This window comes from Pseudoalteromonas sp. CNAT2-18.1 (assembly GCF_022347865.1).
Lineage (GTDB): Bacteria > Pseudomonadota > Gammaproteobacteria > Enterobacterales > Alteromonadaceae > Pseudoalteromonas > Pseudoalteromonas ruthenica.
In genome coordinates, this window is record NZ_JAKRFR010000001.1 from 144,625 (window position 1) to 160,205 (window position 15,581).

The 15,581-nt window shown below is 48.7% G+C and carries 16 protein-coding genes; 6 read left to right on the top strand and 10 right to left on the bottom strand.

The genetic code is table 11. The annotated features are described in order from the left end of the window. Positions 1 to 4: 4 nt before the first annotated feature. From hisIE to hisG, 8 genes are read right to left on the bottom strand one after another with little or no spacing between them, the layout of a single operon-like run. Positions 5 to 613: a bifunctional phosphoribosyl-AMP cyclohydrolase/phosphoribosyl-ATP diphosphatase HisIE gene (gene hisIE / locus MHM94_RS00685; protein WP_022946829.1), complete on the bottom strand. Its 609-nt coding sequence runs from the start codon at positions 611 to 613 to the stop codon at positions 5 to 7. Continuing rightward, the gene (gene hisF / locus MHM94_RS00690; RefSeq protein ID WP_045979973.1) at positions 604 to 1,383 is read right to left on the bottom strand and encodes an imidazole glycerol phosphate synthase subunit HisF; all 780 of its coding nucleotides are present in this window, start codon (positions 1,381 to 1,383) and stop codon (positions 604 to 606) included. Before hisF ends, hisIE begins: the two co-directional genes overlap by 10 nt. Next, complete coding sequence (locus MHM94_RS00695; RefSeq protein ID WP_022946831.1) at positions 1,365 to 2,099, bottom strand: 1-(5-phosphoribosyl)-5-[(5-phosphoribosylamino)methylideneamino] imidazole-4-carboxamide isomerase; 735 nt, start codon at positions 2,097 to 2,099, stop codon at positions 1,365 to 1,367. The genes hisF and MHM94_RS00695 overlap by 19 nt, the downstream gene beginning before the upstream one ends. A gap of 9 nt (positions 2,100 to 2,108) precedes the next feature. Then, positions 2,109 to 2,699 (bottom strand): imidazole glycerol phosphate synthase subunit HisH, encoded by a 591-nt coding sequence (gene hisH / locus MHM94_RS00700; protein WP_138548250.1) that lies wholly within the window; start codon positions 2,697 to 2,699, stop codon positions 2,109 to 2,111. Continuing rightward, a complete protein-coding gene (hisB, locus tag MHM94_RS00705) occupies positions 2,696 to 3,757 on the bottom strand; it encodes a bifunctional histidinol-phosphatase/imidazoleglycerol-phosphate dehydratase HisB (protein ID WP_235418313.1) in 1,062 nt (353 codons plus the stop codon). Before hisB ends, hisH begins: the two co-directional genes overlap by 4 nt. Continuing rightward, positions 3,754 to 4,833 carry a histidinol-phosphate transaminase gene (gene hisC, locus MHM94_RS00710; protein WP_235418315.1) on the bottom strand — a complete coding sequence of 360 codons (1,080 nt, stop codon included), beginning with the start codon at positions 4,831 to 4,833 and terminating at the stop codon, positions 3,754 to 3,756. Before hisC ends, hisB begins: the two co-directional genes overlap by 4 nt. Beyond that, positions 4,830 to 6,125: a histidinol dehydrogenase gene (gene hisD, locus MHM94_RS00715; RefSeq protein ID WP_235418316.1), complete on the bottom strand. Its 1,296-nt coding sequence runs from the start codon at positions 6,123 to 6,125 to the stop codon at positions 4,830 to 4,832. The genes hisC and hisD overlap by 4 nt, the downstream gene beginning before the upstream one ends. 5 nt (positions 6,126 to 6,130) lie before the next feature. Further along, positions 6,131 to 7,030 carry an ATP phosphoribosyltransferase gene (gene hisG / locus MHM94_RS00720; protein WP_045979979.1) on the bottom strand — a complete coding sequence of 300 codons (900 nt, stop codon included), beginning with the start codon at positions 7,028 to 7,030 and terminating at the stop codon, positions 6,131 to 6,133. A gap of 348 nt (positions 7,031 to 7,378) precedes the next feature. Between hisG and MHM94_RS00725 the strand changes: the two genes are divergently transcribed. Continuing rightward, entirely contained in the window at positions 7,379 to 7,594 is a 216-nt protein-coding gene (locus MHM94_RS00725; protein WP_053909412.1) for a hypothetical protein, read from the top strand. Between the two features lie 3 nt (positions 7,595 to 7,597). On the opposite strand, the gene MHM94_RS00730 is transcribed toward MHM94_RS00725, so the two are convergent. Next, a complete protein-coding gene (locus tag MHM94_RS00730) occupies positions 7,598 to 7,999 on the bottom strand; it encodes a hypothetical protein (RefSeq protein ID WP_022946838.1) in 402 nt (133 codons plus the stop codon). Between the two features lie 131 nt (positions 8,000 to 8,130). Between MHM94_RS00730 and MHM94_RS00735 the strand changes: the two genes are divergently transcribed. The 4 genes from MHM94_RS00735 (at position 8,131) to MHM94_RS00750 (ending at position 13,207) form a co-directional block, all read left to right on the top strand. After that, positions 8,131 to 10,047, top strand: coding sequence for an ATP-dependent DNA helicase (locus tag MHM94_RS00735; protein ID WP_100229312.1), 1,917 nt, complete (start codon positions 8,131 to 8,133; stop codon positions 10,045 to 10,047). Positions 10,048 to 10,049: 2 nt separating this feature from the next. Beyond that, complete coding sequence (gene tsaB / locus MHM94_RS00740) at positions 10,050 to 10,736, top strand: tRNA (adenosine(37)-N6)-threonylcarbamoyltransferase complex dimerization subunit type 1 TsaB (RefSeq protein ID WP_151174198.1); 687 nt, start codon at positions 10,050 to 10,052, stop codon at positions 10,734 to 10,736. Positions 10,737 to 10,801: 65 nt separating this feature from the next. Then, positions 10,802 to 11,098, top strand: coding sequence for a hypothetical protein (locus tag MHM94_RS00745; RefSeq protein ID WP_151174199.1), 297 nt, complete (start codon positions 10,802 to 10,804; stop codon positions 11,096 to 11,098). A 90-nt stretch (positions 11,099 to 11,188) separates the two neighbouring features. Then, on the top strand, positions 11,189 to 13,207 hold the full coding sequence (locus MHM94_RS00750) for an EAL domain-containing protein (protein ID WP_235418317.1): 2,019 nt from the start codon (positions 11,189 to 11,191) through the stop codon (positions 13,205 to 13,207). A 129-nt stretch (positions 13,208 to 13,336) separates the two neighbouring features. On the opposite strand, the gene MHM94_RS00755 is transcribed toward MHM94_RS00750, so the two are convergent. Next, on the bottom strand, positions 13,337 to 14,629 hold the full coding sequence (locus MHM94_RS00755) for an alkaline phosphatase (protein ID WP_235418318.1): 1,293 nt from the start codon (positions 14,627 to 14,629) through the stop codon (positions 13,337 to 13,339). Positions 14,630 to 14,710: 81 nt separating this feature from the next. Between MHM94_RS00755 and MHM94_RS00760 the strand changes: the two genes are divergently transcribed. After that, positions 14,711 to 15,574 carry an alpha/beta hydrolase gene (locus tag MHM94_RS00760; protein ID WP_235418320.1) on the top strand — a complete coding sequence of 288 codons (864 nt, stop codon included), beginning with the start codon at positions 14,711 to 14,713 and terminating at the stop codon, positions 15,572 to 15,574. The last annotated feature ends 7 nt before the right edge of the window (positions 15,575 to 15,581 follow it).

Below are 15,581 nucleotides of genomic sequence, written 5' to 3' on the forward strand. Positions count from 1 at the left end.
GGTCTTAGTGGCGTGATTGTAAACAACTGACCACCTCAGACAACGACAAGCCTTGTCGTTGCAACAGCACGATTAGGTGATAAAGCAAGTCAGCGGCTTCGTTGGTCAGTTCCTGGTTATCATTTTTCATGGCAGCCAGGGCCACTTCGACGCCTTCTTCGCCCACTTTTTGACAGCTACGGCTGAGCTCTTTGGCAAATAACGAGGCGGTGTAACTGCTTTGCGGGTCGCTGTCCTTACGGGCAACGATAATTTGCTCCAGCTCGGCTAAAAACCCTAAGTTGGGTTTTGCATCGCCAAAACAACTTTGCGTGCCCAAATGACAAGTGGGCCCATCTGGGCGAGCAAAGACTAAAATGGAGTCTTGGTCGCAATCAGTGTACACGCGCTCAACGTGGAGATAATGCCCAGAACTTTCTCCTTTGGTCCACAGGCGCTGTTTCGAGCGTGAATAGAAGGTGACCTTTTTACTTTCTAAGGTGTGCGTTAACGCCGCTTGATCCATAAACCCTTGCATGAGAATTTGTCCGGTATCAACATCTTGAATCAGCGCAGGAATTAACGGCGCTTTGGCAAAATTTACTTCGTTTACATTGCTAATATCTAATCGCATAATCGAGTCGCTATGTTGTTATCGGCGAGGTGACGTTTTAAATCGCCAATATTAATAAGGTTTTTGTGAAACACGCTGGCCGCCAAAGCGCCGTCAACATTGGCTTGGTTAAAGACATCGCTAAAGTCGCTGATGGTCCCTGCGCCTCCTGAGGCAATCAACGGCACATCGCAACGTTGGCGCACCTTGCTTAGCTGGGCAATATCATAGCCGTTGCGCACACCGTCCTGATTCATACAGTTTAGTACGATTTCTCCGGCTCCGAGCTGCTGTACGCGCTCGACCCATTCCAAGGTGTTGTAGCGGGTACGCGACGAAGCATTGGGGTCGCCGGTTAATTGATACACCAAGTATTGATCGCTGTCCTTATCGTAAAAACTGTCGATGCCCACCACTACACATTGTTTGCCGAATTCATCATGTAATTCGCGAATAAGCTCGGGACGTGCGATGGCCGGGCTATTGATGCTAATTTTATCGGCGCCACGCTCCAAGACGCGGGCCGCATCAGCCACTGATTTTATACCGCCGGCAACACAAAAGGGGATATCGATGTGCCGGGCGATGCTCTCTACCCAGTTCACATCTAGCAGGCGTTTTTCGACACTGGCACTGATCTCATAAAACACCAGTTCATCGGCGCCTGCTGCACTATAAGCCTCTGCCAAAGCGAGTATATCACCGACTACCTCATGGCCTTTGAACTGCACGCCCTTAACTACTTGGCCGTCTTTGACGTCTAAACAGGGGATTATGCGTTTTGATAGCATGCCAGCGCCTCCTCAACGTTGAATGCGCCATCAAGCAAGGATTTACCGAGAATAACGCCTTGCGTACCTATGGCCTTGAGTTTGGCAATGTCTTCTAAGGAGCTTACGCCCCCGGAGGCTTGGATGCGTAAACGGCTGTTATGCTCTTGCAGTTGCTGATAAAGCGCAAATGAAGGCCCGCTCATGGTGCCATCTTTGGAGATATCGGTGCATAAGAAATCCTGCACCCCGAGGTCACTGTAGTAGTCAACTAAGCTAAACAACGAGACATCTGCACTTTGCAGCCAACCGTGTGTTGCAGGGGCCCAGCCAGTGTCCGTTTTATTCACATCTAAGGCGATAACAAAGTGCTGCGCGCCATATTCACGGATCCACTGGGCAACTTGCTGTTGCTCGTTCACCGCCTTGGAGCCGATAACCACTTGCGCTGCACCGGCTTCTAGCCACTGCTCGACATCGGCGCTGCTACGCACACCGCCGCCGATTTGATAGGGAACCTTTAGCTGTGCGGTCGCTGCTTGGATTTGCTGCCATTGCTTTTTGCTTGGGTCGCGCGCGCCTTCTAAATCGACTAAGTGTAACTTTTGTGCCCCTTGGGCCTGATATTCGCTTAATCGCGCTTGCAAATCAAAGGGGTAGAACTGGGCTGTATCGTACTTGCCTTGAAATAAGCGCACGATTTGTTGTTGTAATATATCTAATGCTGGAATAATCATACTCAATCCTTAGACTTGCCAATCTATGAAGTTCTGCAATAACCGGGCGCCGACTTTTGCGCTGCGCTCAGGGTGAAACTGCATGCCGGCAAAGTTATTGTCGGCGACAATCGCGGAAAACGGTTGTCCGTATTCACTTGAGGCCAAGGTCGCTTGGTTACAGGCATGGGCAAAGCTATGTACAAAATACACTTGGTCGTCGCTGCTTACCCCTTTAGTTAACGGGTGTTCACGCTCGATGTGTAGGCGATTCCAGCCCATATGCGGTGCACTGAGCGTACCCACCTGCAGCTCACTAACGTGCCCAGGAATAACCCCTAAACACGGCGTATCTCCCTCATCGGTATAGTCACACTGCATTTGCATGCCTAAACAAATGCCAAGCAGTGGCCGCTGAAACTCGCTGATCGCTTGCTGCCAGCCGCCTTGCTTTAGGCGCTGCATTGCTACCTTAGCATGGCCGACGCCCGGTAACACCGCGCGCTCAAAAGTGGCCAACTGCTCCGGGGAGGTGATCACTTCGATATCTTGCCCTAAGCGCTCAAAGGCGAAGCGCACCGAATTAATGTTGGCGCAGCCGGTATTAATGATGGCAATCATAACACCCCCTTTGAGCTTGCCATTTGCTGAGAGCTATCAAGGGCGATGGCCATGCGCAATGCCCGAGAGAAGGCCTTGAACAGCCCCTCAACCTGGTGGTGGCAATTGCCCGATGAAACCGACAAAATCAGCGAAATCGCGGCATTGTCACTGAGACTTTTGAAGAAGTGCTCGACCATTTGCACATCCAAATCACCGGCTTTATCGCGGCTAAAGTCGGCATTCAGCACGAACGATGCACGACCAGAAAGGTCAATTTGCGCCTCGGCTTTGCACTCATCCATCGGCAGAGCAAAGCCGTAGCGAGCAATTTGTGCTTTCGTTCCGAGGGCTTGGCGCAGCGCTTGACCAAGGGCAATGCCAACATCTTCCACTAGGTGATGCTCATCAATGTGTAAGTCGCCACTGGCATTAATATCCAAAGCGATATTGGCGTGGGTACGAATTTGCTCCAACATATGGTCGAAGAAACCAAGCCCGGTGCTGATAGCGCCCTGGGCGTTGCTATCTAGATTGATGGCCACGGAGATTTGCGTTTCTTTGGTATCGCGCGATACCGCACCGCTGCGATTAGCGGTGGTCAACTCGGTGACAATTTGCGGCCAATTATCGTTATAAAGAATACCGCGTATACACAGGTTTTCTGCCAACCCGAGATCGGTCTGGCGGTCGCCAATCACATAAGAGCGATTCAGATCCACTTTACCTGAGCGCATCAGCTGCGTCAGTAAACCGGTTTTCGGTTTACGACAGTTGCAATTATCGCTATCGAAGTGAGGACAAATTAATACCTCGTCAAAGTGGATACCTTGCGAGCTAAAAATCTCCATCATAGCGTTATGGGGCAGACTGAAGTCTGCTTGTGGGAAGCTCTCAGTTCCTAGGCCATCTTGGTTCGATACCATGACTAACCGATAGCCGGCATTTTGCAGCGCTAATAACGCTACAATAACATCCGGCAGCAGCTTAAGCTTTTCCAGTGAGTCGACTTGTTTATCGCTGCTTGGCTCCTCAATCAGAGTGCCATCACGGTCAATGAATAAATACGGGTTGCTCATTGTGGTTCCTTGGTTGTTGGCGCTGGGCTGGTTAAGCTGTCCAGCCAGGCTTTTACTTCATTTAACTCTTGTTCATTGCCAATGGAAATACGTAGCCAATTATCCTCACTAAATAAGGTAAAAGGGCGCATTACCAAGCCGCGCTCATAGGCCAGGCCTATCGCGGCTTTATCCCTGAGCTGGAGGGTGACAAAATTTCCCTCGCCAGTGAGTACTTGGCTAATCGCCGCGCTGCTTTGCAGCCAATCGACTAGCTGGGCCTTCAAGGTATTGAGAATACTCACTTGTCGGCGCATGGAAATGATGTTGGCACTACTTACGGCTTGTTTAGCAATGTCAGCGATAACTGTGGCGACGGGGTAGGGAGCAATCACTTTGCGCAGCGGTGCTAAGGTATCTTGCTGCGCCAAGGTAAAGCCGGTACGCAGCCCCGCTAAAGCAAAGGCCTTGGACAGCGTGCGCAGCACCACGATATTGGCGTTCGTTTTAATGAGCTGCGCGGCACTGTGCTGATAACAAAACTCAATGTAGGCTTCATCGACCACAATAATGGCGCGCTTGGCTAAACGCTGAGCCAATTCGGCGATTTTGTCAACGCTGATAAGAGCGCCGGTGGGGTTATTGGGGTTGCAAATAAACACCAGCTTAGCCTCACCGACTAACTCGCTGAGCTCGCTGGCACTGGCTTGTTGTAGTTGTGCTTGGCTAAGCTCATTAATGCCGATGTTATGGGTGTCGGCGCTGACCTTATACATGCCATAGGTGGGCGTAAACAGCGCAATACTGTCAACTCCGCTTTGGCAGTAAGTGCGCATCAGGAGTTCAATGCCCTCGTCAGCCCCTCGGGTCATTAACACTTGCTCTGGTTGCAGCTCGCTGTAGCGGGCATAGGCCTCAATCACCGCTGGCGGCTGTGGGTCAGGGTAACGATTCAAATTGCTTGCGCTGACGTTGTAGCTTTTGCTATACGGGCTTTCGTTGGCGTTGAGCCACGTAGTGCCGCTGAGCTTTTCACTTTTTGCCGAGCTGTACGCTTTTAATGCGGCGATATTATCCGGTAATAACTCTGTAGTCATGAGGACGCTCCTAAACGTACGCGAACTGCATTGGCATGTGCATCCAAGCCTTCTGCTTCGGCGATTGGAATAATGGCGTTGGCCAAATCAGCGAGACCATTTTTAGTCACTGTTTGCACCGTGTAGGTGCGGTAAAAATCGAGCAAGCTAAGGCTCGAATATACTTTTGAATAACCATAGGTCGGTAACACATGGTTGGTGCCCGAGGCATAGTCACCGGCAGATTCAGGGGTATAATCGCCGACAAAGATGGAGCCAACATTCTTTATGTTGTTTAGGTACGGGGTGCTGTCGCCAAGTTGCAAAATTAAGTGCTCGGGGCCGTAAAGATTCGAGATGCGCACCGCTTGGTCAATATCTCTCACTTTAATTAGCGCCGAGTGTGCAAGCGCCTGACGGGCAATATCGGCGCGACTAAGGGTGGCCAGCTGTCGCTCTAAGGCACGCTCAGTGGCGACAATGACCTCATCGCTGTCACTGAGCAAAATGACTTGCGAGTCCGGACCATGCTCGGCCTGCGACAGCAAATCGGCGGCAACGTATTCACCATTGGCGCGGCTATCGGCAATAATCAGCACTTCAGAGGGGCCGGCAGGCATGTCGATGGCAAGACCAGGCACTTGTTGTGCAGCGAGCTGTTTGGCCATGGTGACATACGCATTGCCCGGGCCAAAAATTTTATTCACTTGCGGGATAGATTCACTGCCAAAGGCCATTGCCGCTATCGCTGCCGCTCCGCCAATTTGCATGATTTGCGTGATGCCGCATAGCTTGGCAGCATAGCGAATAGCCGGGTGTACTTGCTCATCGCCTTTGACCGGGGTGGCCAATACCACGGTGCTGGCACCACTGAGCTGTGCCAACACCCCTTGCATTAGCACCGAAGAGGGCAGCGGCGCACTGCCGCCGGGTACATAAATGCCCACCGCGTCAATGGCCTCATAGCGCAGCTCACAAGAAACACCCGGTTGCGTACTCAGGCTGATTGACTTCGGTTGTTGCGCTTGGTGAAAGCGTTTGATGTTGGTGTACGCTTGATCAATAGCCGCTTTTAGTTCTTCGCTCAACTGTTGCTGGGCATCGATGATATCCTGTTGTGGACATAAAATTTCCGCCTTAGTCGAGCGCTTATCAAGCTTTGCGGCAATGGCTTTGAGTGCGCTATCACCTTGTTGTTGCACCTTGGCCATAATGTCTTCACAGATGGGGCGCACATTATCGGCAGCAGCAACCCCTGGGCGCTGTAATAGCGCCTGCTGTTGTTCGCCGCTCAAAGAGTTCCACACAATCATGCTAATTACTCCATCATCTTTTCAATGGGCATGACTAAGATAGAGTTAGCGCCGAGCGCCTTGAGCGACTCCATGGTTTCCCAAAATAGTGTCTCGCTGCTAACCATGTGCAGGGCCACGTAATCATCGCTGCCAGCGAGTGCAAGCAAGGTGGGTTGTCCGGTCCCCGGAAGTAAAGCGCAGATATCATCAAGTTTGGCCTTTGGCGCGTGCATCATGATGTATTTGCTTTCCTTCGCTTGTTTGACACCGCGTAGGCGCGGCATCAGCTTGTCGATTAGCGCCAGCTTATCGTCATCAGCGAGCTCTTGATTTTGGATTAGGCAGGCATTGGACTCTAAAATAGTGTCCCCTTGCATCAGGCCGTTGGCCTCTAGGGTGGCACCGGTCGATACCAAATCACAGATGGCATCAGCCAGCCCAGCACGCGGCGCAACCTCGACCGAGCCGGTGAGCATAACTACACTGGCATCAATGTTCTCACGCTCTAGATATTGGCTTAGAATTTCAGGGTAGGTGGTGGCGATACGTTTGCCGTTGAACCACTGCTTGTCTTGTGCGCCGAGCTCCTGGGGCCAGGCTAACGCAAGACGACAGTAACCGAAGTCTAATTTTGCTAGTTTCTTAACGGCAAAGCTGGCGCTGCTGTTGCGGCGTTCGGCTTGCACCTCTTCGAGCACGTTCTCGCCTACGATCCCCAAATCGCATACGCCATCCATAACTAAACCAGGGATATCGTCATCACGTACCCGCAGCACGTCGATAGGCATGTTGGTGGCGTGGGCAATTAAGCGCTGCTCACGCAGATTAAGTTTAACGCCAAGTTGCTTCAGCAGGTTTTGGCAATCTTTGGAAAGACGCCCTGACTTTTGGATTGCGATACGTAAACGTTTGTTGTTGCTCATAATTCATTTCCTTAATAGATAAAACTAAAAACCCCGAGGGGAAACCTCGGGGCGAAAATGAATCTTGCTATATCGTCGCCAGAGGTTCCTTTTAGGAATAACCCCCCAGCGAAAGACCTGACAGGCTATTCGGTGCTGTGGTGATGATGATGAATAGTTGTCAGAATCGTTGTCATGGTCGTATGCTCTTTAATGTGTTTGCGTTGTTTGTTGACTACGCATATAGATAATCATAGTTTTTATAAGCAGTGCAACTACTTTTTTACAAAAATTAAAGTATAAGGTATAACGGCCGATAATAGTCTACAGGTACAACTACTTTGTTAGTGTTGATAAAAGGAAAGCGGTATGGATGTTATGATCCCTTTTTTAGGGCGGATAACGCGCCTAGAAGTGCACCACAATGGCGCTTTTCACGTTGCCGGTGTTAAAGATAACAAAGTTGCGAAGGTGCGCAACGAGCGCAAACAAGACAAGGAAGCGCGTGGGCAGGAAACATTTGTTGAAGACACGCAAAAGAAAAAAGGCAAGGACTCATCGCCTCACCTCGATACCTGGGCCTAGTGCTTAGAAGTAAAGGTGCTCTTTGATTTCACCAGCTACTTTAATCTCACACTTGTCACCCGATTTATTATTGGAGCCTTGGATCACCCCGGCAATAGCGCCAAAAGCACCGCCTTGCTCCTGAAGTACCGAACCGAAGTAGCAGTAGCTGGAAAACTCCTCGCCTTTGTACTTGGTACTCATATTCAACGTAGGCGTATATGGAGGGAAACTGCCCTTCATCGCTGGGTCGCCATTAATACTAAGCTCTAATTTATTTTTATCGACATTGTATACGCCACCGAATACATAATCGGTGCCGTTTACTGAAACCGTTTTATCTTGGGCAACACGCGGTGGGGTCGATTTACAGCCACTGAGAAGTGCAGCGGCGACAACGGCAGAGACAACGACTAATTGTTTCATTGTTAAGTCCTTTTAGAGGGTTGTTTTAGCGCCAGAATATTAACCGAGCGTTGCCAAAATGACAACATAATATTGGCCTGTTGGTAGCAACTGATTTTTTCGTTATCATGTGCGCCTGTCCACCGAGCGCAATATCCATGACCATCGAGCAGTTATTCTCGCAAACCGGGCCTTTGGCTCTCGCACTGAAAGGCTACCAACCTCGCCAAGCGCAAATAGACATGGCGCAGGTGTGTGACTCGGCATTAAAGCATTCTCAACAAGCGATTGTTGAAGCAGAAACCGGCACCGGTAAAACCTTTGCTTACTTGCTTCCTGCGTTGGTGAACAAAGGCAAATATATTATCTCCACGGGCTCAAAGGCGTTACAAGAACAGCTCTATCACCGCGATTTACCTACTGTCTACAAAGCGTTGGGCAGTGCTAAAAAGAAAGCTCTATTAAAAGGGCGCGCTAATTATGTGTGCCATTATCGCCTTAATCAACATGTTGCTCATGTTCCAAGTGACGACGCCGATATCATGCATCAGTTAGCCATGGTGGCAAAGTTTGCAGCACAAACACGCAGTGGCGATATTGCCGATTGCGTCGGCATCGAAGATGATGCCAAGGTTCTGCCATACGTCACTTCCACTGCTGATAACTGCCTTGGGCGCGAGTGCCCTGATTTCGACAGTTGTTTTATTCGTAAAGCCCGTCAACGCGCCGCAGATGCCGATATCGTCGTCATTAACCATCACTTATTCTTTGCTGATATGGCGGTGAAAGACAGTGGTTTTGCCGAGTTGTTACCTGGGGCCGATGGCTATATTTTTGACGAGGCCCATCAATTGGCCGATATTGCCAGTGACTACTTTGGCGAAACAATATCGACGAAGAAGATTCTCGCTTTTATCACCGACGCGCGAATGCTTTATCGCAGTGAATTACGTGATATGTTGCAACTGGGAAAGACGCTGGACAAATTAGAATCGGCAACCAAGGACATGCGTTTGGCCTTTGGCAGTGACGGCGGGCGCGGAGACTGGCGAAAAGCGCTGACTGATAAAGCCCTGTGTGACGCGATTCACCGTGTTAATAAAGACTTAGCATTTTTAAACCAAGTGCTTAAGTTATGCTTAGAGCGCAGTGAATTGGTGGAGCCGATGTTAGAGCGCTTGATGACATTGAAAGGCCAACTCGATCGCGCTTTTGATGTGTCAGTGCGTGGCTATAGTTACTGGTATGAAGCCACTCGCTACCATTTAACCATTCACATTACCCCGTTGAACATAGCGGCCAAATTCAAAGAGATGCTCAGCGAGCGAGAGGCGGGTTTCGTCTTTACTTCTGCGACATTATCGGTCAATGACAGCTTACAACACTTTAGTGATGCGCTAGGTTTATCTCCTTCGCGTACATTGATGCTGGCCAGTCCTTTTGACTATCAACATCAGGCACTGCTTTGTTTACCTCGTTATCTACCTGAGGCTAATTCCGATGCCATGCCAAGGGCGCTGGTGGGCATTTGTCAGCAAGTTATCCGCGCCGCAAAAGGGCGCTGTTTTTTGCTCTTTACTTCCTATCGTGTCATGCACATGGTCGCTGAGGTATTATGCCAACAGATGGACTATCCAGTGTTTGTGCAAGGGCAAATGTCCAAGCGCTTGTTGCTTGAGCGCTTTACTCGTCATGGCAATGCGGTATTAATGGGCACCGCGTCATTTTGGGAAGGGGTAGATGTGCGTGGCAGCGCGCTGAGCTGCGTGGTGATAGATAAACTGCCTTTTGTGGCCCCCGACGACCCATTATTACAAGCAAGAATGCAGGACTGTGAGCAAAGTGGCGGCGAACCGTTTGCGCAGATTCAACTGCCAAGAGCGGTTATAGCGCTCAAGCAGGGGGTTGGCCGGCTGATCCGTGATAGCCAAGATCGCGGTGTTTTAGTATTATGTGATAACAGAGTGATCACCCGCGACTACGGCCAAGTCTTTCTAAAAAGCTTGCCGAATATGCGTCGTAGCCGTGATATGAATGAAGTAAACGCCTTTTTAGCAGCAATAGATTAACCATGACCAACACCATTTTAGCCATCGATGCTTCCACAGAAGCGCTTTCTATCGCCTTAACCCACCAAGGACAGCAATATTGTTTCTTTGATGTCTGTCCACAGCAGCACAGCCAACGTATTTTAACTGAAATAGACACGCTACTTGCCAAGGCCAATTGCGCGCTAAAAGAGGTGGACGTTATCGGCTATTGCGAAGGGCCAGGTAGCTTCACCGGCGTGCGCATCAGCGTCTCGGTGGCTCAAGGGCTCGCATTTTCAGCGCAAAAGCCCGTTGTCGGTATCTCTTCGCTGGCCATGATGGCGCAGCAAGCCATAGAGCAACGTGGTGTAAACCAAGTAGTGTCGGCCATTGATGCGCGTATGGGCGAGCTTTATGTGGGTGCTTTTGAGAATATCAATGGCCTTGCCACGCTGGTAGGCACGCAGCAGGTGGTGAAGCCAGAAGCACTCGCAGTCCCTTTTGATGCGGCCCTTGCCGTTGGCACCGGGTGGCAAAGTTACCCTGATTTAGCTCACTCAGTAGCCGGCATTAGCGTTGATGAGCATATTACCTTACCGAATAGTCAGTTTATGCTGGCGCTGGTGGCAGAGCAATTCGCACAAGGCCAACAGCACAGTGCCAGTGAAGCGCAGCCGGTGTATGTTCGTGACACGGTTACGTGGAAGAAATTACCCGGACGCGAATAAACATTGCGCAAACTCGCTGTTTATATCACACTCAATAAGTCGCTAGATTTTTATATATTAATGGTATGACGATACGTACGGTCAATTCACTCACGACTAACCCAGCGCTGGAACTGAAAAGAAATCAACAGCCTGTCGGAGATGGGCGCGCTCAAGAAAAACCGGCTCTAGAGCAGCCTGCGTCGTCTGTTAAAGACTCCAGCCAAGGTCGTCGCTTAGCGGATGCCTTATATCGTCAGACCATTTACGACCAACCTGCCAATACCCGCACCAGTAATGCGATTGCCACGTATAAAGAATACGCGTTTTTAGAGCGTCGCCAAGAAGTGCAGTCCATGCTTAGCGTGAGTGTCTACGCATAACCTGAGCGACGTTTTTAAATTATGGACATTACCTCTCATTAACGTTAACTTAACTGCTCTTAGAAAATAATAATAAAAGTTGATTAACTCGTGCTTCACCGCGTATTTGATGTACTTGCTCGCGGCGCTGCCAAGTTAGCGGCCAACACCGTTATTCTCTCGCTGCGAGAAGGGTACATAGCCCTCATCCCATTCTTTATTATGGCGGCGCTAGTTTCTTTGGTGACTCACTGGCTTGGCTACGAGCATTTACAGGGCCCTTATGCCTATTTGTATTCTTTTAATAACCTAATATGGACGTTATTTCCGATAACGACATTGCTGTCATTTAGTTACTATTTAGCGAAGAACCTCAAGTTAAATACCTTCGCCGCACCGATTTTAGTGCTTACTTGTTTTTGTGTTGCTACAGGCTATATCTACGCGCTCGATAGCGGTGGGGTGGGTATAAATAATCGCGCCGGTGTGCTGTACACCATTCTTATGCCGATATTTTGTTGCTACCTGTTGCGCTCTGCATTGAGCTTACGTTGGCTTAGAATTATGTCCGTGGGCAATGTCAGCTTGTTTTTGGTCAAGCATCTCAATTTAATGCTGCCATACGTGCTGACCGTTTTTGTAACCTTTGTTTTATTTCCTTATTTTGACTCTGGATTGGCCGCTTGCTTGTCGTGGTTAAGCGCAAGTCACAGCGATTGGAGCCAATGGCAGCAGTTAATGTCGCAAATTATATTTAGCCACGTGTTTTGGCTCTTTGGTATTCATGGCGATAACACTTATCACATACTTGCCTCAGCAGAACTCACAGGTTACGAAGTGGTGCCTGACCTAGATAACTACAGCTTCTTATCGACCTTTGTAGCTTTAGGTGGCAGTGGTGGCATTTGGGGTCTGCTAATCGCTTGTTTATTACAAGGAAAACAAAGCCATGAGAGCCAAATTGCTAAACTAAGCGCGCCATTTTCATTTTTCAATATCAGTGAAATAATGATGTATGCAGTGCCTGTGGTGTTTAATCCATTTTTCATTATTCCTTTTTTACTTTGTCCATTGGTAAATGCAGCTATTGCCTATGCGCTGCTACAAAGCGGCGCTTTACCCCTAAGCAATATTGATTCGATACCCTGGTTCACTCCGGTGCTATTGAGCGGCTACTTATTAACTGGTGGCTTTATTGGTGTGGCACTGCAAGCGGGATTGGTGGCTATCAATACACTTGTTTATTTACCCTTTGTACGCGCTAATAGTGCCCATAATATTAGTGGGCGTGAGCTCGATATTTTAGTGAAACGAGTCAGCGCAGGACGGCAACTTGAGCGCCACGTCGAAGCGCAATTCGCAAAGCGCAACACCGCGCAGTTTGCAGACCAGCGCCAGCTACATAAGGTGATCAGTGCCCTCAAAGAAGGCACTCTGTGTTTGTACTACCAGCCCAAAGTCGATAACACCACGCATAAAATCATTGGCTTCGAAGCGCTACTACGCTTAAAGCAAGCGGACGGTCAAATCAAAGCACCGTGGTTTATTGACGTGCTCGAGCGCTTTGAGATGATGGATGTGGTGGACAGCTTTGTGATTGACCAGTTAGAGCTTGATTTATTGCAGTTTCAGCGCCATCAGATGAACCCTAAAATTAGCTTTAATATTTCTCCCGATAATTTGATTAACCGTCGTTACCGCCGCGTGCTCAAGGCATTCTCTAAGTTTCCTGGGCAAGTTGAGGTTGAGATTCTTGAGTCGTCCTACAATAACAATTTTGAACGCACCAAAGAAATTGTCGATAAATTGCGCGCCGCTCAGATTTTATGTGCGGTAGATGATTTTGGTACCGGCTACTCATGTTTAAATATTTTAAGTAAGCTTAATGTCGATACCATTAAGTTTGACCGCAGCTTGCTTCCGGTTAACGCCGAAGACAAGGCCACCTATTTATATGAAAATATGTCACAGCTTTGTAACAAGTTAGGATTTAGTGTTGTCGCTGAGGGGGTGGAGTCGCCATTTCACGTTGACTACATAGCAACGCTCCCTGTGAATCTGATGCAAGGCTATTATTTTGACATGCCACTCACGCTTGAACAGGCGATGCGCAGATACAGTAGCTCTTAAGCTGTGATTTAAAGCAATAAAAAAGCCGCTCCAAGAGCGGCTTTTGAGTCTTCAGTTTTCAGTAGGGTTGTTAAACTATGTTAACAAGCAATAAAACATTAACGCATGATTACAATAAGATCAACAATGTTATTTATTGTTAATAAAGTTAATTAGCTTTTGTGCGATGTCAGTGTTGTTTTGCGACCCTATAAATTGTTCTGCGCCGTTGCCATAGGCAAACACAGGAACATCAATAGCAGTATGACCAGAGGTGGTCCATCCGGTAAAACTTGCTTCATTGATTAACTTTTTAACAGTCATGACCAGCGCATCTTCACCCACATTCTTCGCTTGGGTAAGTAAAACCTTACGTGCTTCGGTAAATTCCAATGCCGTGGTTTGTTGCCATACGGTGGCCATATCGTCGCTCGCCAGCAATCGCTCAGCAATGACACCCGCTGTGGCCGTAACGCCTTTAACCACATCGGCATGCCACAAGTATTGGCCATTGGCACCTATGGTCAAGCCACCGGTGGAGTGATCGGCTGTGATCACCAACAGTGTGTCTGGGTGGGCATCAACATAGGCTTTGGCTTTATCAATGGCATGGGCGAAATCGTCCATTTCTGCCATCGCACAAGCAATATCATTGGCATGGCCGCACCAGTCTATTTGACTGCCTTCGATCATTACAAAGAACGGATTCTCATTGGCTGCGAGTAGCGACAGTGCTTTATCGGTCATTTTCGTTAATCGTTTACTCTCTCCATCGAGGGCAAATGGCAAACCTTTAGCGGCATACAGACCCAGGGCTGGAATTTGCTGTAATTGCTCTAATTGACTGAGGTTATCGCTGTATTGATAGCCTTGAGCGATAAACTCATTCACTAAGTTTCTATCTTCGCGAATAAAGTACTGTGTACCCCCACCAAGCATTAAATCCACTGGCAGAGCGCCATTGATTTTATTATCGAAGAAATCATTGGCTATGTCATCGTAGTTACGGCGAGACTCGTTATGTGCAGCAAAGCTTGCGGGGGTCGCATGGTTGATTTGCGATGTGGCGACAAGTGCGGTCGTCATTTTGCGTTCTTTGGCTATCTCAAGCATCGTTTTAAGATCATGTTTTTGAGTATCCACAGCGATGGCGCCATTGTAGCTCTTCGTTGCAGTGGACAGAGCCGTTGCGCCAGCCGCGCTGTCAGTGACGATGGTATCGTCGTCAGGATAGGTGTGTGCCATGCCCACGAGGATAGAATCGAATACGGTGGGCTCTACCACCTTAGTGCTTTTATCATCAACGTAGTAGCGATAAGCGCTGGTGTAGGCAGGGCCCATACCATCGCCAATCATATAAATAATGTTCTTAGGTGCTGTTTGCTCTGCGTTGGCAAAAAAACTTGCGCAGATCATCGAAGCGAATGTTAGAGTGCGTTTCATAATTTAGTCCTGTTGTGGCTTGGCAACATTTTAAACCCACAAATCAATAAATAAACCGCAATGCGGCAAAAAGGAGTTCAAGTGCCTAGTTTTTCGGTCAAACTGCGCCATCTTCGGCTGCAAGGACAAAGCAACACAGAGTTGGCAATCGCAAATAACACTGACACCGTGGTGATCGCCGTGCATGGATGGCAGGACAACAGCAACAGTTTTTTGCCTTTAATGTCTGCCTTAGGTAAGGATTTACCGGTTTATGCAATTGATTGGCCCGGACACGGTTTATCGCAGTGGCGAGGCCAAGACGCACATTATTATTTTATTGATTATGTTGATGACCTTCATCAACTTGTGACGCGTTGCAAGGCGAAATATGTGCACATCATCGGACACTCCCTTGGCGCTATGGTGGCTTCATTGTACTGTGCGTGTTTTCCAGAGCGTATTACCTCACTTTCGCTCATTGAAGGGGTGGGCCTGGTCACCGCAGAGGAGCCTGACACTAAAAATTTATTGATTCAGGCGCTTAAACATCGAGCCCGCGCAAAGAAAGGGGCTATTTATGAAAGTGCTGAACAGCTCTGTGAGCGCCGCGAGGCCGTCAGTGATTTCAATATTGATATCGCGCGGCAACTAATGGCGCGTAATTTTGTTAAAAAAGAGCGAGGTGTGATGTTAACAACAGATCCGCGATTAAAGCATTATTCCGCTTTTCGCTACACTAAAGCGCAAGCGCATGCTTTGTTAACACCTATAAAAGTACCCACCTTATTGATAAAGGGGGCGCAAGGTTATTCCATGGTGCACCAAAATGAGCAGGAATTTAGTAAGTGCTACAACGACTTAGTTACACATACAGTCGATGGTGGCCATCATTGCCATATGCAAAGCCCGAAACAATGCGCGCGCCTTATTGGTGCGCACTTGCATCAAAATAGCGCAGAATAATTGTAAC